The 19,484-nt window shown below is 38.5% G+C and carries 15 protein-coding genes; 12 read left to right on the forward strand and 3 right to left on the reverse strand.

Features of this window, described 5'->3' with window-relative positions; translation table 11 throughout:
- The first annotated feature begins 286 nt into the window (after positions 1 to 286).
- The 6 genes from H5087_RS04785 (at position 287) to speB (ending at position 8,084) form a co-directional block, all read left to right on the forward strand.
- Complete coding sequence (locus tag H5087_RS04785; protein WP_024597466.1) at positions 287 to 2,539, forward strand: EAL domain-containing protein; 2,253 nt, start codon at positions 287 to 289, stop codon at positions 2,537 to 2,539.
- 207 nt (positions 2,540 to 2,746) lie between these two features.
- Positions 2,747 to 3,208 carry a GNAT family N-acetyltransferase gene (locus tag H5087_RS04790; RefSeq protein WP_182671348.1) on the forward strand — a complete coding sequence of 154 codons (462 nt, stop codon included), beginning with the start codon at positions 2,747 to 2,749 and terminating at the stop codon, positions 3,206 to 3,208.
- A 232-nt stretch (positions 3,209 to 3,440) separates the two neighbouring features.
- Complete coding sequence (locus H5087_RS04795) at positions 3,441 to 4,310, forward strand: MYG1 family protein (RefSeq protein WP_182671349.1); 870 nt, start codon at positions 3,441 to 3,443, stop codon at positions 4,308 to 4,310.
- A gap of 53 nt (positions 4,311 to 4,363) precedes the next feature.
- Positions 4,364 to 4,696, forward strand: coding sequence for a YnfA family protein (locus tag H5087_RS04800; protein ID WP_182671350.1), 333 nt, complete (start codon positions 4,364 to 4,366; stop codon positions 4,694 to 4,696).
- Positions 4,697 to 5,243: 547 nt separating this feature from the next.
- Positions 5,244 to 7,157 (forward strand): biosynthetic arginine decarboxylase, encoded by a 1,914-nt coding sequence (gene speA / locus H5087_RS04805; protein WP_002958572.1) that lies wholly within the window; start codon positions 5,244 to 5,246, stop codon positions 7,155 to 7,157.
- A 3-nt stretch (positions 7,158 to 7,160) separates the two neighbouring features.
- Complete coding sequence (speB, locus tag H5087_RS04810) at positions 7,161 to 8,084, forward strand: agmatinase (protein ID WP_008138249.1); 924 nt, start codon at positions 7,161 to 7,163, stop codon at positions 8,082 to 8,084.
- Between the two features lie 55 nt (positions 8,085 to 8,139).
- On the opposite strand, the gene H5087_RS04815 is transcribed toward speB, so the two are convergent.
- From H5087_RS04815 to H5087_RS04825, 3 genes are read right to left on the reverse strand one after another with little or no spacing between them, the layout of a single operon-like run.
- Positions 8,140 to 8,538 (reverse strand): DoxX-like family protein, encoded by a 399-nt coding sequence (locus H5087_RS04815; RefSeq protein ID WP_165744490.1) that lies wholly within the window; start codon positions 8,536 to 8,538, stop codon positions 8,140 to 8,142.
- A complete protein-coding gene (locus tag H5087_RS04820) occupies positions 8,525 to 9,547 on the reverse strand; it encodes a M48 family metallopeptidase (RefSeq protein WP_182671351.1) in 1,023 nt (340 codons plus the stop codon). Before H5087_RS04820 ends, H5087_RS04815 begins: the two co-directional genes overlap by 14 nt.
- Positions 9,548 to 9,556: 9 nt before the next feature.
- The gene (locus tag H5087_RS04825; RefSeq protein WP_002958576.1) at positions 9,557 to 10,666 is read right to left on the reverse strand and encodes a YjgN family protein; all 1,110 of its coding nucleotides are present in this window, start codon (positions 10,664 to 10,666) and stop codon (positions 9,557 to 9,559) included.
- A 392-nt stretch (positions 10,667 to 11,058) separates the two neighbouring features.
- Between H5087_RS04825 and H5087_RS04830 the strand changes: the two genes are divergently transcribed.
- The 6 genes from H5087_RS04830 (at position 11,059) to zipA (ending at position 19,457) form a co-directional block, all read left to right on the forward strand.
- Entirely contained in the window at positions 11,059 to 11,262 is a 204-nt protein-coding gene (locus tag H5087_RS04830) for a DUF1656 domain-containing protein (protein WP_024597474.1), read from the forward strand.
- A 168-nt stretch (positions 11,263 to 11,430) separates the two neighbouring features.
- Entirely contained in the window at positions 11,431 to 12,291 is an 861-nt protein-coding gene (locus H5087_RS04835) for an HlyD family secretion protein (RefSeq protein WP_138489375.1), read from the forward strand.
- A gap of 10 nt (positions 12,292 to 12,301) precedes the next feature.
- Positions 12,302 to 14,338, forward strand: coding sequence for an FUSC family protein (locus tag H5087_RS04840; protein ID WP_182671352.1), 2,037 nt, complete (start codon positions 12,302 to 12,304; stop codon positions 14,336 to 14,338).
- Positions 14,339 to 14,414: 76 nt separating this feature from the next.
- Positions 14,415 to 15,146: an RNA methyltransferase gene (locus H5087_RS04845; protein WP_182671353.1), complete on the forward strand. Its 732-nt coding sequence runs from the start codon at positions 14,415 to 14,417 to the stop codon at positions 15,144 to 15,146.
- Between the two features lie 67 nt (positions 15,147 to 15,213).
- Positions 15,214 to 18,615 carry a chromosome segregation SMC family protein gene (locus H5087_RS04850; RefSeq protein WP_182671354.1) on the forward strand — a complete coding sequence of 1,134 codons (3,402 nt, stop codon included), beginning with the start codon at positions 15,214 to 15,216 and terminating at the stop codon, positions 18,613 to 18,615.
- 74 nt (positions 18,616 to 18,689) lie between these two features.
- Positions 18,690 to 19,457 carry a cell division protein ZipA gene (zipA, locus tag H5087_RS04855; RefSeq protein WP_154903395.1) on the forward strand — a complete coding sequence of 256 codons (768 nt, stop codon included), beginning with the start codon at positions 18,690 to 18,692 and terminating at the stop codon, positions 19,455 to 19,457.
- Positions 19,458 to 19,484 lie beyond the last annotated feature (27 nt).

The raw sequence follows: 19,484 nt of genomic DNA on the forward strand, positions 1-19,484 counted from the left end.
CTCAAAAAATATTTACCATTACTTATAGTATAAATAGCTTAAAAATTTTGAACAGTACTTTTAAGTAACAAAGTGTTAGCTTTAATATTGTGGTTTTGTTTATATAGTAACAATAGGTGTTCAGTAATATGCAACTATGATTATTTAAGACAGGCCCGATTATTTTTTGCCAATAAAATAAAAAACTTACTAATCATGACTATACTGAACTTTACTGCGTAAGAAAAAAGCGCTTGATTAAAGCTTTTGTTGTTTCAATGTGTATAAATAATACGGGTAAAGGAAAATGGGTACGGATAGGTTAAAAAAGTTATTATCTCACCAGCAAGGCATTTTATCTAAAATTGCATTAGGGGTACCTTTAAGTGAGGTGCTTACTGAAATTTGTTCATCAATCGAGCAGATTATTGATGATGAATCCGCTAGGTGTTCAATCTTATCAGTTAAAGGCCAGCAGCTTTTTCATTGCGCAGCTCCTAATATTCATCCAGAGTACTGTAGTTTGCTTAATGGAGTCTATATAGGGCCAAAAGTGGGCTCATGTGGTACTACTGCATTTTCGAAATCGCGCACTATTGTTGAAAATATCGAAACTTCACCGCTATGGGAGGACTTTAAAGACTTAGCACTAAAGTTTGGTCTTAAGTCATGTTGGTCAACGCCTATTTTCTCAACTCAAGCCGATTTATTAGGCACCTTTGCTATCTATCACAGCACTCCTAAATCACCATCAAAGCAAGATTTAGAGTTAATCGATTTTTTTGTGCACTTTTCTAGTATCGCTCTTGAAAAAAGTAACGAATTTAACAAAGCAAAACAGCTTCTCGCGAATTTACAGCAAAGTAATGAAAAGTTTAAAGCCTTCACTAAGGTAATGCCCGATCTCATCCTTATTTTAAGTGAAGAGGGAATTTATACCGATGTGTATGGAACTTCTAATGAGTTACTGCTTGATTCAAGCAAGGACCTTATTGGTCAAAGTGTTAAGGACCTGCTTTCTCAAGACGATGCACAAATGATAATGGACGTTATTAAAAAAACACTCTCGACCAACGAGACACAAATTTTTGAATATGAATTAGCTGTACCAAAGGGGAATATAGTTTTTGAAGGCAGGGCTGCTGCATTAGATCATTACCACCCCAATAGTCCTACAAAAAGGCACGTAGTATGGATGGCCAGAGATATTTCAATAAAGAAAAAGGCCGAACAAGAAGTACATAAGCTTGCCTTTTATGACCCATTAACGAATCTTCCAAATAGAAGAATGCTTAGCGACAAATTAAGCATGTGTGTGGAGAGTGTTAAGCGTGATAAAAATATAGGGGCGTTATTATTTTTAGACCTAGATAATTTTAAGCGTATTAATGATTCACTTGGGCACAGTGCGGGTGATGAAGTACTTGTGGAATTATCAAAAAGGTTAAGCGCAATAATAAAAGGCTCTGATACGTTGGCCAGAGCGGGTGGCGATGAGTTTATTATTTTACTAAAACACGTTGGAGAAAATACACAGCAGGCGAGCATCGAGTGCAAAATAGTAGCCAAAGAGATTCAAAGAGCTTTTCATGATAAATTTGAAGTGGGCAACCTTGCATTTCAAGTAAGCTGCAGCATAGGTATTTGTCTAATTGATAGCGTAAATGCGCAGGCAGGCAATATATTAAAATTTGCAGACACGGCTATGTATCGATCTAAAAATAAAGGGGGGAATAGCAGTAGCTTTTACGATCCAGCCTTACAAACACTGCTTGAAAAACAAACTGAACTAGAAACCGATATAGTCAGAGCGATTGCATCTGATGAGTTTTGTGCTTATTTTCAGCCTCAGGTAAATACGTATGGTGATGTTATTGGTGCTGAAGCACTCATTAGGTGGAACCATCCTCAAAAAGGGTTAATAGCGGCAAACGAATTTATACCAATTGCAGAGCAATACGGGCTTATTCAAAAACTACAAAATATTGTTTTACATGATATATGTATTTTAATAAACGAACTTAAAGCAGATAACATAATTGACGATTCGTTTAGTGTTTCAATTAATATTAGTCAAAGCCAGTTTAATTCATCAAATTTAAAAGGAGAGCTGTTTAGCACTATCAATAAATTTGATATTCGAGCGCAGCAAATTAAGTTAGAAATAACTGAGTCAATGCTCTCAAGCGATATAGATTATACAATTAGACAAATGAAAGAACTCATTGCCGCTGGCTTTTTATTTTCGATTGATGATTTCGGAACCGGTTACTCCTGCTTAGCGTACTTAAGTGCGTTTCCTGTTAAAGAATTAAAAATAGATAAAAGCTTTATTGATAAAATTTTAGATAGCACGGTTGGCTTTAATATTGCGCAAACAATTATCAGCCTAGGAAAAAGCTTAAACTTAGAGGTAGTTGCTGAGGGCGTAGAAACAACAGAACAATATGACTTACTTAAAAAAATGAATATTGACGCCATGCAAGGCTACTTAATTGCAAGGCCGATGGATAAAGAAGGCTATGCAAAATGGCATAGCGCTAATACTAATGCGCAATAATACTTGAACACTACTATTTATTAATTAGTAATAATTTAGCAAAATTTACACACTTGCTAGGCCACTTTTGCTCTTTTAGCTGGTGAAATGTCATAACCCATATGCTAAATAAGGAGTAAAGATTTTTTAATTAAACAATGCTAAGCTATGACCGCTTAAATATATTATTTAAAGCTTAATAAACTTATAACAATGAATGGAAGCTTTATGCAGTTAGTCGATTTGAACCCGAATGATCCCGACGTGGTAAATGTATTTGATGATATAGACCGGCTTATAAACTCTTTATACCCTGTTGCTACCGCACAGTCTCTGGAGTTAAACGAATTAACCTTACCTAATGTGTACGCTATTGGTTTAAAAACTGAAGAAGGTATTATTGCCTGCGGTGCGATTGTAGAGAAATTTGATACTCAGCCTTATGGCGAAATAAGACGTTTATATGTAAAACCAAGTCATCGTGGTAAAGGGCTATCAAGACGTATTATGCAGATTTTATTGCATCAAGCTGGCGAAAAAAAAATCCCGTTAATACGCTTAGAAACAGGCCCAAAACAAATAAAATCAATCAATTTATATGAAAATTTAGGCTTTAAACGCTGTAGCAGTTTTGGCTCATATGTAGATAATCCACAAAGTGTTTTTATGGAATTAGGGCTTAGTAAATAAGTTCATTAACGCTGCGACATGTTAAAGCTTAATGTGTCGTAAATATCTGCCTTCATTATTATCTTGTAATAAAAGTCATACTCAAACTAGTAACTATAAAAGCAGCTTTTATAGTGATGCAAAAATACTTCACTGTTTTTAACACCTGTCTTCGTATAAAATCTGCCTCGATAATTAGTGACTAACTTACAAAGCGAGAATTTTTATCTTTTCTAAAAGTAGCAATAAACAAATGAGCGAAATAACAGTAGTAACCCACAATGGTAATTTTCATGCAGATGACGTTTTTAGTATTGCGGTACTTAGGCATGTTTTGCCAACGTTTAAATTGGTACGCACACGCGATAAAGCGCTTATAGAAAGTGCCGACTACGTAATAGATGTAGGTGGGGAATACGACCCTGAAACTAATCGCTTTGATCATCATCAACGTGGTGGTGCAGGCGAGCGAGAAAATGGCATTCCTTTTTCATCATTTGGTTTAGTGTGGAAAAAATACGGCTTAGCACTGTGTGATGATAACCAGGCCGTTGCTGATAGAGTGGATTCAGGCTTAGTTTCAACTATTGACGCCATTGATTGTGGTCATGTTGAAGGTGTATCAAAAGGGATAAGCTTGAGCCAAACAATTTCAATGTTTAACCCTACATGGGAAGAAGAAAGTAACTTTGATACCTGCTTTGATGAAGCCGTTGAATTTGCAGCTCGCATGCTCATTCGTTTTATCGCTTCAGCTCACGGTAGTGTTAATGCAAAAGAGATTGTCGCCAAAGCAATTGAAAGTGCAGAAGATGCTAGAGTAATCGTGCTTGAAAAGTACACACCGTGGAAAAAAACAGTGCATATTTTATCAAGTGAGGCGCTATACATGGTTTACCCATCGCATTCTGGGCAATGGATATTACAAACAGTACCCGTTGAGCCTGGCTCGTTTGAAGATAGAAAACCGCTTCCTAAAGCGTGGTCTGGTTTATCTGATCAAGCGTTTGTAGATGAAACAGGTATTGCCGATGCCGTGTTCTGTCACAACGGTTTATTTATAGCGGGCACTAAGTCGTTTGAAAGTACAATGAAACTTGCCACTATGGCGCTTAGCGAATAACAACGCACTAAGCATAACAATTTATATAGATTGTTATGCTTGCGCGGAGCATTATGTTTGAATTAAAAACAATCGCACTTTTTATTATTACAGCCTTAGCTGAAATAGTGGGGTGCTATTTGCCCTACCTTTGGCTAAAACAAGATAAAAGCATTTTACTTTTAATTCCTGCAGCGTTAAGTTTGGGACTATTTGCATGGTTGCTATCTTTACACCCTACTGCAGCAGGGCGGGTATATGCAGCTTATGGCGGCGTATATATTTGTGTTGCGCTATTATGGTTATGGGTTGTAGATGGCGTAAAGCTTACTATGTGGGATATTATTGGTGGTCTAGTTGCACTGCTAGGTATGGCTATAATTATGTTCGCCCCAAAAAGTGCATAGCTAGCTTATACTCAATTAATCGAATTCGCTTATACACTACTGCAATTTCCTACTTTCAATACCACAGGCAATACCTAACGCTACATATGCGCCAAGTCATGATTGAAGCTGGTGGATGTATGCTAAACGTTTTTGACGTGCAGTTTTTATTCACTTTGCAGAATACATAGGTATTACTTGGTCACAACACGCAGCCTCAACTGTGAGTAATTGAGGTGTTGAGAACGTCTTGCTCTAATCCATCAAAAGTAAATTTTATAAACAAAGTAACTCAAGATGAATTTTATTGAACGAGCTAATTCATTTTTACTAATAAAATTTATAATGAGTCATTTAAAAATAGCCATTTTTTATAACTTTTCTTATCTTTAAAAATCATTAAAGTCCTGTTTTATATATGCCAGCGGGCAATAGTTGTTTGGTTATTTTTTTAACATCAAAAATCACTCGTTACGAGTAAAAATACTTGTTGGACTTGAATCTCTATTTTTCTTTTAATGCGCGGCACTAGCCGAGTCGGCATTAATTAAACAAAAGAGAAAGATAAATGAAAGAGACAACATCACTAGAACAAGCTCGCACGAGCTACAATGTTCGTCATTGGAGCCAAGGTTTTTTTGGTATTAATGATCAAGGTGATGTGTATGTTGCGCCCAAGGCTCATGCCCCAGAGCAAACCATTGCACTAACAGATATCGCAAAGCAACTACAAGATAAAGGTTTAAGCTTACCAGCCTTAGTTCGTTTTCCGCAAATTTTACACCATCGTGTACACAGCTTATGCGGCGCATTTAATACTGCGATTGAAAACTATGGTTACCCTAAAGACTACCTATTAGTTTACCCAATAAAAGTAAACCAACAACGTGAAGTGGTTGAAGAAATAGTAGCAAGCCAAGCACAAGTAGAAAAAAAACAACTTGGTTTAGAAGCCGGCAGCAAGCCTGAATTACTAACGGTACTAGCACTGGCTGAAAAAACCAGCGCTGTTATTGTATGTAATGGCTACAAAGATAAAGAATACGTACGTTTAGCACTTATTGGCGAAAAGCTAGGTCATAAAGTGTATATCGTACTTGAAAAGCTTTCTGAGCTAGACATGGTCCTTAGCCAAGCAAAAGAGCTTAACGTAAAACCACGCATTGGTATTCGTGTACGTTTAGCGTCGCAAGGTAAAGGTAAGTGGCAAGCGAGTGGCGGCGAAAAATCAAAATTTGGTTTATCTGCATCGCAAGTTTTACATGTAGTTAATCGTTTAAAAGGCGCAAACCAGCTTGATTTATTGCAGCTTGTGCATTTTCACTTAGGGTCACAAATGGCGAACATTCGTGACGTACGTTTAGGTGTAAGCGAAGCTGCGCGTTTTTACTGTGAGCTACGTAAATTAGGCGCAGAAATTGATTGTCTTGATGTAGGCGGTGGTTTAGCTGTTGATTACGACGGCACGCGTAGTCAGTCGCATAACTCTATGAATTATAGTTTAGCTGAATATGCGAATAACATTGTGTACACCATTGGTGATACATGTAAGCAATATGAGCAACCAATGCCGACTATTATTTCTGAGTCGGGTCGTGCGCTTACGGCGCATCATGCTGTGCTTATTTCTAATGTTATTGGTACTGAAAGTTACACGCCAGAAGAGTTAGTAGCGCCAGCGGCAGATGCCCCCCTGTTATTAAAAAACATGTGGGCATCGTTTGTACAGTTAACTGATTTAACGGATGACCGTGCATTAATTGAGATTTATCACGACAGCCAAGGTGATTTAGCTGAAGCGCATAACCAATTTGCACTCGGGTTATTAGACTTATCGCAACGTGCATGGGCTGAGCAAATTAATATTCGTATTTGTTATGAACTCAACAAGCACATGGATAATAAAAACCGTTTTCATCGTCCGATTATTGACGAGTTAAACGTACGTTTAGCCGATAAGTTTTTTGTAAACTTCTCGTTATTTCAATCCCTTCCAGATGCATGGGGCATTGATCAAGTGTTTCCGGTATTGCCATTAAGTGGCTTGACTGAAGCGCCAAAAAAACGTGCCGTATTACTTGATATAACCTGTGATTCAGATGGCGCACTTGAGCATTATGTAGATGGACAAGGTATTGAAAGCACATTACCAGTGCCAGAATTTAGTGCCGATAAACCTTATTTAATGGGCTTTTTCTTGGTGGGTGCTTATCAAGAAATTTTAGGTGACATGCATAACTTGTTTGGCGATACGCACAGCGCAATTGTCAATATGGATGAGCAAGGCGTTGCAAGTATTACCGAGATAAACCAAGGTGACACTGTGGCCGATATGATGCGCTACGTACATTTAGATGTTGAAAGTTTTCAGCAATCATACGAGCAGTTAGTAAGCACTAAAATTGAAAAACACGAACAGCAAAGCGTTTTAGACGAGTTGCAAAGCGGCCTTGATGGCTACACTTATTTAGAAGAGTTATAAGCAATGTCGACTTTGTTTGGTCACGCAGATCACTCATTGTACTCAAATGGGATGACGTTTTTACGTCGTCCTATGGTGCAAAACATTAATGCAATTGATGCAGACGTAGTGGTTTTAGGCTTACCGTTTGATTTAGCGACCTCGGGCCGCCCTGGTGCGCGCTTAGGCCCTGATGCAATTCGTCGTGCATCGGTTCATTTAGCATGGGAAGACACTAAATACCCGTGGACGTTCCCGTTGTTTGAGCGCTTAAAAGTGGCAGACGCAGGGGACTTTACTTACCCTGTCGGGGATCCTGAGTATTTTACTGCGCAACTAGAAATGGCTGCGGATCAAATACTTCGCCAAGGTAAAACACTATTAGGTTTAGGGGGCGATCACTTTGTAACGCTTCCGCTATTACGTGCTCATGCAAAAATACATGGCAAAATGGCGTTAGTGCATTTTGATGCGCACACCGATACTTATAGCAATGGCTCGCGATTTGATCACGGCACTATGTTTTATCATGCACCAATGGAAGGGCTGATTGATGTTGAGCACAGTATACAAATAGGTATTCGTACCGACTTTGATCAAAGTAAACATGAGTTTGCTGTGATTGATGCAATGCAAGCCAATGATTTACATGCAAATGAAATTGCAGCGCAAATACTTGAGCGAGTAGGTGACCTACCTGTTTACTTAACGTTTGATATAGATTGTTTAGACCCTGCGTTTGCGCCTGGTACAGGCACTCCTGTGTGTGGTGGTTTAACGTCAGATAAAGTACTTAAAGTACTGCGTGCGCTAAAAGGCATAAACATGGTAGGTATGGATGTAGTAGAAGTATCACCTTCGTACGACCAAAGTGAGCTTACCGCTATTGCTGCAGCAACCATTGCGAGCGAATTACTGCATTTGTGGACGCATAAAAATAAGTACTAATTAAATAACTTAAGTACTACAAAAAAGGGTATGCGCTTGCATACCCTTTTTTTATTTAGAGGTATCGATTATTCAACTGCTTAATTTCTTTTAACCAAATAACGCTTAGACCAATAAGAGGCAGGTTAGTAGTTACAGGGTTAAATGCTTCAATAAGCAATTGTGGCTGCATTACAACTACAGCGAGTAAAAGCCCCATAAGCGCCAATATATTTAAAGCTACCAAATGCTTATGTTTATAAAATACAAATAAACACACGCCAAATATAATTTCACCAATTCCCGCTGAACGTGTAATTAAATCAGACACCTGTTCAGAATAGCCCGCACTGCCAGTCATTAATTTTTCAAGCGGTGCAATATGATAAAGCTTTGGAAAAAAGCCGTGGTATATCCAACTTAAACTCACTATGTAGCGAGTAAGTTGAATATAACCGCGATTATTTCCTAGCATTGTCAATACGCTCTTGTGCACTTGGGTGGCTAGACAAGTACTCTAAAAAGTCATTTACTTTTTCTAGGTGTTCGTTTTCGCTGGTATGGCTTTCTTGCAGCGCTTCTATTGCATCAGCAAAATCATTACTCGAATACCCAAGTGACTCTAATTGAATGAGTGCAAAGGTATCTGCCTCGCGTTCCATATCTCGTGAAAATCCTTGCTGAGCAAATGATGCGCCTGTACCTAACGCAACCTCTGCAACCCCTTCTAAATCACCAAATACAACCGCTAGCACAATCGTACTTGCGGCAGATTGTGCTGTAATACGTACGCTATGCTGGTGGACTACATGGCCCATTTCGTGTAGCAATACCGCTTTTAGTGCATTGGGTTTATCGGCAAGTAAATTTGCTAAATCATCTGTGACCACGATACGGCCATGGGGTAGTGCAAACGCATTAGCACCAAAGCTGTCGGATTTATAAAACGATAATCTATACACCGATTGATCAAGCGATAACGCATTAAGCATACTTGTAAAATGCGCTTGTACTTTAGCTTGCTGCTCTGCGGGCAGCTCACTTGGATCAAGCGCAATCTTTTTAATTAGTGTAAAACTTTGCTCCCCCATTTGTTCTACAACATTACGTGGCAGGGTATCAACACTGTAAACAGCAATGGCGGGTACTGCTTTATAAAGTACTAACCACATAAAAAGCGGTGTAAATATTACTGCGGCTAAAATTGCCCATTTACTTTTTTCAAGGCGTTCCATTACGTGGTGGTTATTTTCTTTAAATGGCCATCTGTAACTTACATCTTGAGGAATAAAACGACTGCCATCTTCAAAGTTTAATTCGTCGGCAAGTCCTGCCATCCCCGAACTTAATTTTAGACTTGAGATTGCGTGGCGAGCTATAACGTGTTCATCGTTAATAACTTCAATGTGTGTGTCGCTAATAGTGGCAACACACACTTGATAGTTACTCGATGCGATGGGGAAAAAATGTCCCTTTACATGCATGGTGAGCTCTTAAGTTAGAGAAAGGTCAATATCAAATACGTTTGCAGCTTCTTCAGCAAATGATGATTGCTGTTCTTGCGCGGTATCGATTAGGTTTAATGCACCAGGATAAATAGTGACGTTAGTTACATCAGCGAGCATTTTTGATGTACGTACTTTTGTCCATGGGTATGCAAGCCCTAAAGAAAATACAATAGCCAACATATTAGTTAATAGTAAAACAGCGAAAGGAATTGGTTTTAGCTCTGATTTAAATGTAGCAACGCCTTCAAAATGGCTGTTATCAAAAATGTGATTTCTAATAGCGGCGTGCCATACAGCAGAAACAATGGCAATCATTAGCACATAGGCAATCATCATAAAGATAGGAAGCATAACCATCGCTGCAGAGTTTTCTAAATTTTGTTGGTTTTCAATATCTACTAAGTTGAGGCCAAATAATCCTAAAATCCCCATAAATACCACCATGGTGATAGAGCTCACTACAAAGCAAATAAGCGCTGTTAGGTAATAGGTTTCGCCTTTAAGATTTACAGTAAGTGGTTTATCGCCATAACTAATATTGCTATGGATATAGCTATCAATACGTTTTATAACGTAAGGCATTAATAAATAAAGCGTAAATATGCTGGCAATAGGTAAAAGTATAAAGTTAACAAAGGCTTCGCCATAGCTGCCTTTAAAAGCAAAGCGAACATTACGATGGCGGGTCATGCGCAGATTAAAACGTAAACCTTGGTTAATAATCCATGGCATTAAAAAGATAAAACCAAGAGCAATAAATAGGCCTAAAATAGGCATAAAGCTAATTGAAAATGTGTAAATAAAAAATACAACAACCGCTAAAATCCGACCTTTTAAAATTTGTATTGGTGTTGCCAGGTAGTCAAAACTATGGCCATCTATACGGGTGTGGCCGTAAAAATAGCGATGCGTACGTACTTTAGCCCACGCCGAATATATGCCAAGCGTAATAACGCTAAGTAATATATTTACAATCCAAATTCCAAAAAACTCACCACCTTTACCACTAAATTGCACTTTTCCGCTAAAAATTGGTTCAGCAGGTTCATTTATTGGTGGGGTTGTTTCAGATGGGGTAGGGTGTATTGATTCCATTAAATTATATCCATGTTGTTTTTTTGTTAATTTACCCATTTTTAGTGCAAAATTCAATGTTTATAATTATCCAACCCTTCTGCAAACAGCTATAAATAGGCGTTTTAAATATTGAGTTAAATACTCTAATACTTTTTTATAAACAAACCTCGCTGGTTTATTTATTTGGCTGGTAACTGGGGTCTTTAGCTTATTAATATGCGATTTAGCTACTATACATACTTAGTGCTGCTTAAATGTAATGGCATTAATTATGTATTAAGCACACCTACGTACAATTAAGCTAATTGATTTATATGCCAAAATAATAGATTGTAAGAGTAGTGCGGATGTAAATTTATTTAGGTTTTACAGCTTTTATCATCGCTTTAAATAACATTAGGATATTTATTATGTTCCAAGCAGTCGTGTTAGGGGGATTAGAGTTTAGCCCGCTGATTGTTTACTTCCCAATAGCATTTATTTTAACGGCGTTGACTCGTTTTGCTTTGCATCGACTAGATTGGCATGACCGTATTTGGAAAGTGGCTTGGTTTGAGGTGTCACTATTTGTTTGTTACTTGGCACTCGCCGTCTATTTATACCAATTTGCTTAATTAATTGAGCTATTTTGAGGTAAGAAAACCGTGTCGATAACAAGGCAAAAATTTCGTTATTTAGTTGTTCTATATCAGAAATTTTTAACACAGTTAGCGTCAGGTTTAAGCCCTCAAATTACTCAAGTATTATTGCGGGTTGGTATTACTAAGTGGAAGATAAATTGAATGATTAAATATCTGCGTATTACTTTTACTATCTTGGTTGTTATAGCTGCGGTTTTTGCTGGGCGTTGGGTATGGACTGACTACATGCATACTCCTTGGACGCGTGATGGGCGTATTCGAGCCGATATTGTCACGGTTGCTCCAGACGTGTCGGGTTGGGTAACTGCTTTAAATATTAAAGATGGTCAAAACGTACAAAAAGGCGAAGTACTTTTTAATGTTGATAAAAAGCGTTATCAAGCAGCGCTTGATAAAAGTAAAGCAAACACAGAAAACGCATTGTATACATGGGAACTTGCTAAACATAAATACGAAAGACGTGTTGAGCTAAACACTCAACAGGCAATTAGTGAAGAAACGCTAGAATCAACACGTATTAATACTAAAATTGCTGAGGCAAATTATAACCTAGCCAAGACAGAGCAAACAATTGCGCAGTTAAATGTTGATAGAACTAAAATTGTTGCGCCTGCATCAGGGCAAATAATTAATTTGAATTTACGCCAAGGTAACTATGTTGCTCAAGGCACACCTGTTTTTGCTATTGTTCAGTCAGATTCATTTTATGTAACGGGTTACTTTGAAGAGAGTAAAATACCGCTTATTTATCCTGATCAAAAAGCTAAAATAGCCCTTTTAAGTGGTGGTAAGCAATTAACAGGGCATGTAGTGAGTGTAGGTAAAGCCATTGCAAATACGAATACACAAAGTAACGGTCAGCTTTTACCGCAAGTGCAACAAACATTTAATTGGGTGCGTTTATCGCAACGTATTCCTGTTGATATTAAGTTAGATTCGTTGCCCGAAAATACACAGCTTAGCGCAGGAATGACCGCCACTATACATCTCGCTACACGTTAAGGGGAATACAGTGGGCGTTGTATTACAAAATTTGTTTTTTCCTAAAAAACAGGCAATTATTTTTGCGACTAAGGGCGTTATAGCCATGGTGATGGCGCTCACTATTGCTATGTCGCTTAATCTTGAAAGGCCTTATTGGGCGTTAGTCTCGGCTATTTTTTTGCAATTACGCCCGCAAAGCGGATTGGTTATTGAAAAAGCAATATGCCAAATAATAGGCACCATAGTGGGCGGTTTATTTGGCATATTGCTTTTAACTCAGTTAATTCTCTACCCTTATTTAGCGCTCGGTGCACTGGCATTATGGTTGGGGGTGAACTCTTCGTTATCGGCAATGGTACGCCAAGCAAACTTTGTGTATGCGTTTGCTATGGCCGGTGTAACAGCCGCCATTATTGTGCTTTTAGTCATGGTTACTCCGGCAATGGTGAGCAGCCAAAGTATATTTGATATTGCACAAGCGCGAGTAAGCGAAATAATAATAGGTTCTGTATGTGCTGGGCTTGTGAGTCATCTATTTTGGCCTGTAAAGGTTAAAAATTTACTACAAGTACAAGCGCGGTCGGTTATAAATCAAACGTTACATTATTTAGTTATTGAGCTTGATTCTAAGGGCTCGCACGAAAACCGTCACCAGCAAATAGATGGCATTATGGCAACATTGGGATCAATAAACGAAGATTCCAGCGCAGTAAGGTACGAAGGACCAAAAGGTCCAGGGCGCTCGCGTGCTGCAAATCAGTTGTCGCAAAAAGTACTTTCTTTATTGGCCTTAATTCAAATAATTGGCCGCCTACAGCGAAACCACGAAGACCTTATTACACCAACTTTAGATAAATTAATAAGTAAACTTAAGCACGTATTTGCGCAAATTAAAGAGTCTGACGATTTTGATTACTGCGCCGAACAAGTTAAAACGCTGCGTAAAGAGCTAACCGACTATAGAGCAAATACGGTGTGTGATTCGCCATTTGAATCTCAGATGCTCAATGTGAGCTTAGAAGTAGCAGCCGACTTAACAATTTTACTACGCGCATACAGAGCGTTAGAAGAGCGTGATAATACATTATTAAATGCACCCAGTATGCTTACATATCGCGACCCATTAGCTGGCATTATTGTTGGATTTAGAACTGCTTTGGTATTTTCTATCGGCGCATTTATTTGGATTAATACAGGCTCTTCTGCTGCATTATTAATTATGATTTTACCGGTCATATTTTCGATAATGTTGGCGAGAATACCGTTAGCTATTTTACAGGTGGTAATAAAGCGTTTATTGGTAGGCGTGGTGGTTGCTGCTATTGTAACTATTTTTTACGCACTCAATTTATTATCACAAAGTGGTGGGCAATTAGAAATATTGCTACTTGTATTAGCAGGGCCTTATTTTTTGGGTTTACTGCTGCTAGCTGATCAACAAACATTGCCATATGGCTTGGGGTTTTGTATCCCATTTACGATTTTGGTAAGACCCAGTACCGATATGAGCCTTGCGTTTTCAATCGATTACACACTTAGCTCTGCAATGGCAATCTTTGCGGGGGTGAGTATTTTATTTTGGATTTTTCAGTTATTTACAGGACCAAGTGTACAATTACTTGTTCATCGTGTTTTTAAGGCCACTTATAAAGATTTACTCGAAATAAATAACCATCCAACCCCAAGTATTTGGTATAACCGCCGCATGGCCGATAGGTTAATTCGCCTAACTAATTACGATCAAGGTTCACACTCACGCGTAATTACTGATCTTGCACTAACCGCTCTAAATTTAGGGCATGCGTCGGTACGTTTAAACTCAATTTGTGAAAATTTGGCTGGTAATACAAAGCTAAAGTATTTAAATGAGTGGCAGCGTACATTAGCCGATGCATTTATGTTGGCAACCAAGGGCAAGTTTAATAATAAGTTTAAGCAAGCGTCAGATAATCTTTATGGGGAATTGGCTCAGACGGTGGACGATTCAAATCAATTAGAGGCAATAAAAGGCATGTTTATTCGCATTAATCTGACCTTTGAAAGAAGTGCGAGTAAGATAAATTAGCCCCATTCGCTGCTTTTCGAGTTCAGATGTTATAGTGAAATCTGTTATACTTGCTGGATAATTTTATGGGGCTGTTATGATTTCAAAAAACCAACTCAAACTTATTCGCCAACTTGGCCAAAAAAAGTACCGAAAGCAATATAATCAATACCTTGTACAGGGTGAGAAAAACGTACTTGAGTTATTAAACAGCCCATTAAATGTGGTTAATATTTTTGCTACAAACGAATTTATAAATGCGTACCAAGTTAAGTATCCGCAAGCTAACTTTATAGAAGCTGATGAAGAGACCCTCACCAAAGCCAGCACGCTAGTTAGCAATAATGCAGCCATTGCTATTGTTGATATGCCAAAGGCAGCTTTACCACAAGCAAGTGGTTTAATACTCGCACTTGATGGCGTATCAGACCCTGGTAATTTAGGCACAATAATAAGAGTGGCAGACTGGTACGGTATTAAACATATAGTAACTAGCACCGACAGCGCAGACGCTTACAACCCAAAAACAATTAGCGCCACAATGGGCTCATTTGTAAGGGTATCGGTAAGCCAAGTAGATTTACCTGATTATCTACAGTCTTTAAATTTACCTGTTTACGGTGCTTTTTTAGATGGGCAAAGCGTGCATAAAACCCAATTTATGAGCTCAGGCGTTTTACTAATGGGTAGTGAGTCGCATGGAATACGCGAGACATGTGCAAAGTTAGTAACTAATAAAATCACCATTCCCGCTTTTGGTGGTGCAGAGTCGCTTAATGTTGCAATGGCGACCGGTATTATTTTAGATAATTTTAAACGTCAAGCTTAACAATTTAACTGTTAATGAGTTAAATTGTTTGTAATCAATAACAATAATAATCGGTAATAACAATAAGATGCGCTTAAGCACTATTAAATTAGCGGGCTTTAAATCGTTTGTAGAGCCCACTAAAATTCCATTTCCTGATCAAATGACGTGTGTTGTTGGCCCCAATGGCTGTGGCAAATCTAACGTTATTGATGCAGTACGATGGGTGCTAGGTGAAAGCTCTGCTAAAAACCTGCGTGGCGATGCCATGACCGACGTTATTTTTAATGGCTCAACTAATCGAAAAGCCATATCACAAGCCTCTGTAGAGCTTGTTTTTGATAACGATAAAGGAAGTCCTTCAAACACATTTGCCGATCGAAACCAAATTGCTATTAAGCGTTTAGTAACGCGCGACGGACAGTCACTGTATTTTTTAAATGGCAGTAAATGCCGTAAGCGCGATATTACCGATATATTTTTAGGCACCGGTCTTGGTCCACGTAGTTACGCAATTATTGAGCAAGGGATGATCTCGCGCTTAATAGAGAGTAAACCACAAGAGCTGCGCGTATTTTTAGAAGAAGCCGCAGGCGTTTCTAAATACAAAGAGCGCCGCCACGAAACACAAACTCGTATAAAAAGCACTCGCGAAAATCTTGAACGTTTGTTAGATGTGCGTAAAGAACTACAAAGCCAGCTCGATAAATTGGCTGTGCAGTCGGTTGATGCAAAAAAATACCGCGAATTAAAAGCACAAGAACGCATGCTAAAAGGCCAAATTGCCGTTTTAAAATGGCAAAAGTTACATCAGCAGCAACTTGAAAAAAGTGCCCAAATTAAAAAACTTAATGATCAAATTTTGTTTTTTAAAACCGCTAACTCAGGGCATGACGATGTACTTGCAAGCTTAGAAGGGCAAGTACAAGCCCAGCAAGATAAACTAAGCGATGCACAGCATCAGCAACATGTAATACACACCGAGCTTACTCGCGCTGAGCAACAACAAATCAATGTAAAGCAGCAAACCCAAACGCTTAAACAAAGTTTAATTAAATTACAGCAACGCCAAATCCAAAGTGCTGAGGTAAAATCGCAGCAGCAAATTGTGTGCGAGCAACTTAATGAAGCCCTGCAAGAGGCAAGTGAAAACGCCTTAGTATGTGAAGAGCAAGTTAGTGGGTTAACGCATGAACTTGAGGAATTATTAGCACTTAAGCAGCGCCACCATACTCATTGGCAAGCTTTGTGTGAGCAACAGCAACAGCTTAATAATAACGTGCAACTACATAGTAGTCACATTAAACAAACTCAGCAGCAAATTGATCATGTTAACGAACAAATTGATCAGTTAACTGTTCAGCTTAACGAGCTACAAAGTAGTGATGTAGAGCAACAGTTAATACAGCAAACACAGCAAACACAAACATTAACTCAAGAGCTTGCCGCTAAACAAACAGCACATACGAAGTGCACTGCTAAGCTTGAGGTGCAAAATGAGCTTGTTAATAACTCACAAAAACAATATTCGACGCTCACTCAAACAATAAACGAGTTAAAAGCCAGTATAACGGGGCTTAAAAGTACATTAGGGCTTGATGAGAAAAGTGAACGTACTAATGGTTTGTTTAATCAGCTAAGTGTTAAAGAAGGCTTTGAGCTTCTAATAGAGCAAGCACTTAAATCTTTAGAGCATTTAAATGTAAGTGAGCAGCAAGCTGATAACAGTGTTTGGCCAAATAGTGATAAAAGTGTGCCAACAAATAGCTTAGCTACATATATAACAAGCGGTGTTTATCCAGAGCATTTAGCACGTATTGCTTATAGTGAAAGCGGTGATTTAGAAATACTAAAAGATAGTTTTTATACAGCCGTTATGGATAAAAACGGTGCTTTATATGGTCGTAATTGGCATGTAAGTGCTGAATGTAATGCAGAAAACTCATTACTGTTAAAGCATAAGCAATTGCAAGATAAAGCGCAGCAATTAAATAATACCGAGGACGAGTTACAACAAGTAACACACACTCGTGACGAACATACAGCTGAGCAAATAAAGTTAGTTAACGAGCAAAGCGAGCTAAAAGAAGCCATACATGAGCTTGCGCAAAATATAGCGGTAGCCAGTACGCGCAGCGACATGCTTGTGCAGCAAGTAGCACAATTTAAGTTACAACTAGAAAAGCTACAGCAACAAAAACAGCAATTAACCGCTCAGCTTTTACAATTAAATACCGTGCTTGATGAGCAAACAGAGCAATTTGAAGTGTTAAATGAGCAGCAACTTAACTTAGCGGATGAAGTAGACGCTGCAAATAGCTTGCGCTCACAAAGTGATAAAAGTTATAGCGAAGCATTAAGCATGCTTGAGCAATATAAAACACAAGCACATAAGGCAACGCTCTCAGAGCAAAAGGCACGCAGTGAATGGCAGTTAAGCCAAACCAAATTGAGCCATGCAGAGCAAGAGCACGTTAGTGCATCAGAAGGTGCGCAAGAACTACTTAGTGAAATAGAAGAGCTGCTGATACCAGAGCAAGAACTTAGCGATAAAATTACGCAGCTTTTAGCACAGCATCAAAAAGGTGAGCAGGCATTAGTATTGCTACAAAAAGAATTAGCTCAGGCGAAAGAGAGCTTAAACACTAAGCAAATAAGCCTTAAAAATTCACAAGGTGAGCTGGTGGGCTTGCAAGAGCAGCACCAAAAGCTAACAATTGAAGAACAAAGCTTAGTAATAAAAGCGCAAGTTGCGCTTGAGCCATTAGAAGAGTTGAGACAAAGCTTAAAAGCAATACTTGATGAATTACCAGATTCATTAAATTTAAGTGCAGCACAAAATCAGTTAACAGGATTTACTAATCAGTTAGATAAATTAGGTGCAGTAAACTTGGCGGCAATAGAAGAGTTTGATTTAGCCAAAGCACGTAGTGATTATCTTGATAATCAATTAGATGATTTAACAAAAGCGTTAAGCACCCTTGAAGGTGCAATTCGTAAAATTGATAGTGAGACCAAAACACGCTTTAAAGCGACGTTCGATCAAGTTAACGAAGACTTTGCTGAGCTATTTCCTAAAGTTTTTGGTGGTGGGAGCGCGTATTTAGAATTAACCAGTGACGATTTACTCGAAAGTGGTGTTAGTATAATGGCACGACCACCGGGTAAGAAAAATTCAACAATTCATTTGTTAAGTGGTGGAGAAAAAGCGCTGACCGCATTATCATTAGTGTTTTCTATATTCAGGCTCAATCCAGCTCCTTTCTGTATGCTGGACGAAGTAGATGCACCACTAGATGATGCCAACGTTGTGCGTTTTTGCCGTTTGGTTGAAGAAATGTCACAATCAGTGCAGTTTATTTATATTAGTCATAATAAAATTGCGATGGAAATGGCAGGTAGATTAACAGGTGTTACTATGGCAGAACCTGGCGTATCGCGTATGGTTGCTGTAGATATAGAGCAAGCTGTGCAACTTGCACACGCATAAATTTTTATAACAAGTGTATTAGTTTTTCATTAATATACAGGTTTTAGGCATATCAAATAATAAAAGGTGAGGGGATGGCCGAACAATTAAGATGGGTTTTAATCGTTATCAGTGTAATTGTCATTGGTGGTTTATTAATACATGGATTGTGGTCAGTTAGAAAAAAAGACCGCCCAGAAGTATCGGATAATGAACGGGTTGAGCCATTACAACAAAGCGCACCAGCTTCATCTAAACCGTTTCGTACTGAGGCTGAGCCAAAAGAGCCAATGCAAGACGAACGTGATGAGCCACAATTTGGCGAGCTTAACTTTGATGCAAATGAGCCGCAAATTGATACAAGCGTGCCAGAAACACCAATTGAAGACGACCTAGAGATAGTTGATGATCTTGAAACAAAAGATCAAAGTGCTGAAGAAGCGCCTACTCAAATGTCTGACTTTGTTATTGTGCATATTCAAATGCCAGAAGAGCTTAGTATGCAGGGCAGTAAATTATTACCAGCAGTTAATACTTTAGGTTTTAAATATTCTGAGGAAGGTTTTTTTAATCGCCACTTAGATCCGGCTGGCCAAGGCCCTGTTTTATTTAGATTAGTAAATATGTATAACCCAGGTACGTTTGATATTGATAATATGGAACAGTTTAGTACCGCTGGGGTAAGCTTATTTATGACGTTACCGTGCGACGGCGATGGTCTAGCGGCATTTAATATGTTGCACAGCGCAGCTAAAAAGTTAGCGGATGAATTTGGTGCACAAATTTTAGATGCTGAGCGAAATGAAATGACAGTAGAGCGCATCAGGCAATATGTTGAACAGGTTCGTTCTTTTTCAGCGTAAATAACGCATACATTATATTTTTATAAG

Origin of the sequence: Pseudoalteromonas sp. SR43-7, assembly GCF_014163785.1 — a bacterium.
Taxonomy (GTDB): domain Bacteria; phylum Pseudomonadota; class Gammaproteobacteria; order Enterobacterales; family Alteromonadaceae; genus Pseudoalteromonas; species Pseudoalteromonas distincta.

Coding starts and splice junctions, on each gene's coding strand:
- H5087_RS04785 (WP_024597466.1), top strand. CDS start 287: ATGGGTACGGATAGGTTAAAAAAGTTATTATCTCACCAGCAAGGCATT.
- H5087_RS04790 (WP_182671348.1), top strand. CDS start 2,747: ATGCAGTTAGTCGATTTGAACCCGAATGATCCCGACGTGGTAAATGTA.
- H5087_RS04795 (WP_182671349.1), top strand. CDS start 3,441: ATGAGCGAAATAACAGTAGTAACCCACAATGGTAATTTTCATGCAGAT.
- H5087_RS04800 (WP_182671350.1), top strand. CDS start 4,364: ATGTTTGAATTAAAAACAATCGCACTTTTTATTATTACAGCCTTAGCT.
- speA (WP_002958572.1), top strand. CDS start 5,244: ATGAAAGAGACAACATCACTAGAACAAGCTCGCACGAGCTACAATGTT.
- speB (WP_008138249.1), top strand. CDS start 7,161: ATGTCGACTTTGTTTGGTCACGCAGATCACTCATTGTACTCAAATGGG.
- H5087_RS04815 (WP_165744490.1), bottom strand. CDS start 8,538: ATGCTAGGAAATAATCGCGGTTATATTCAACTTACTCGCTACATAGTG.
- H5087_RS04820 (WP_182671351.1), bottom strand. CDS start 9,547: ATGCATGTAAAGGGACATTTTTTCCCCATCGCATCGAGTAACTATCAA.
- H5087_RS04825 (WP_002958576.1), bottom strand. CDS start 10,666: ATGGAATCAATACACCCTACCCCATCTGAAACAACCCCACCAATAAAT.
- H5087_RS04830 (WP_024597474.1), top strand. CDS start 11,059: ATGTTCCAAGCAGTCGTGTTAGGGGGATTAGAGTTTAGCCCGCTGATT.
- H5087_RS04835 (WP_138489375.1), top strand. CDS start 11,431: ATGATTAAATATCTGCGTATTACTTTTACTATCTTGGTTGTTATAGCT.
- H5087_RS04845 (WP_182671353.1), top strand. CDS start 14,415: ATGATTTCAAAAAACCAACTCAAACTTATTCGCCAACTTGGCCAAAAA.
- H5087_RS04850 (WP_182671354.1), top strand. CDS start 15,214: ATGCGCTTAAGCACTATTAAATTAGCGGGCTTTAAATCGTTTGTAGAG.
- zipA (WP_154903395.1), top strand. CDS start 18,690: ATGGCCGAACAATTAAGATGGGTTTTAATCGTTATCAGTGTAATTGTC.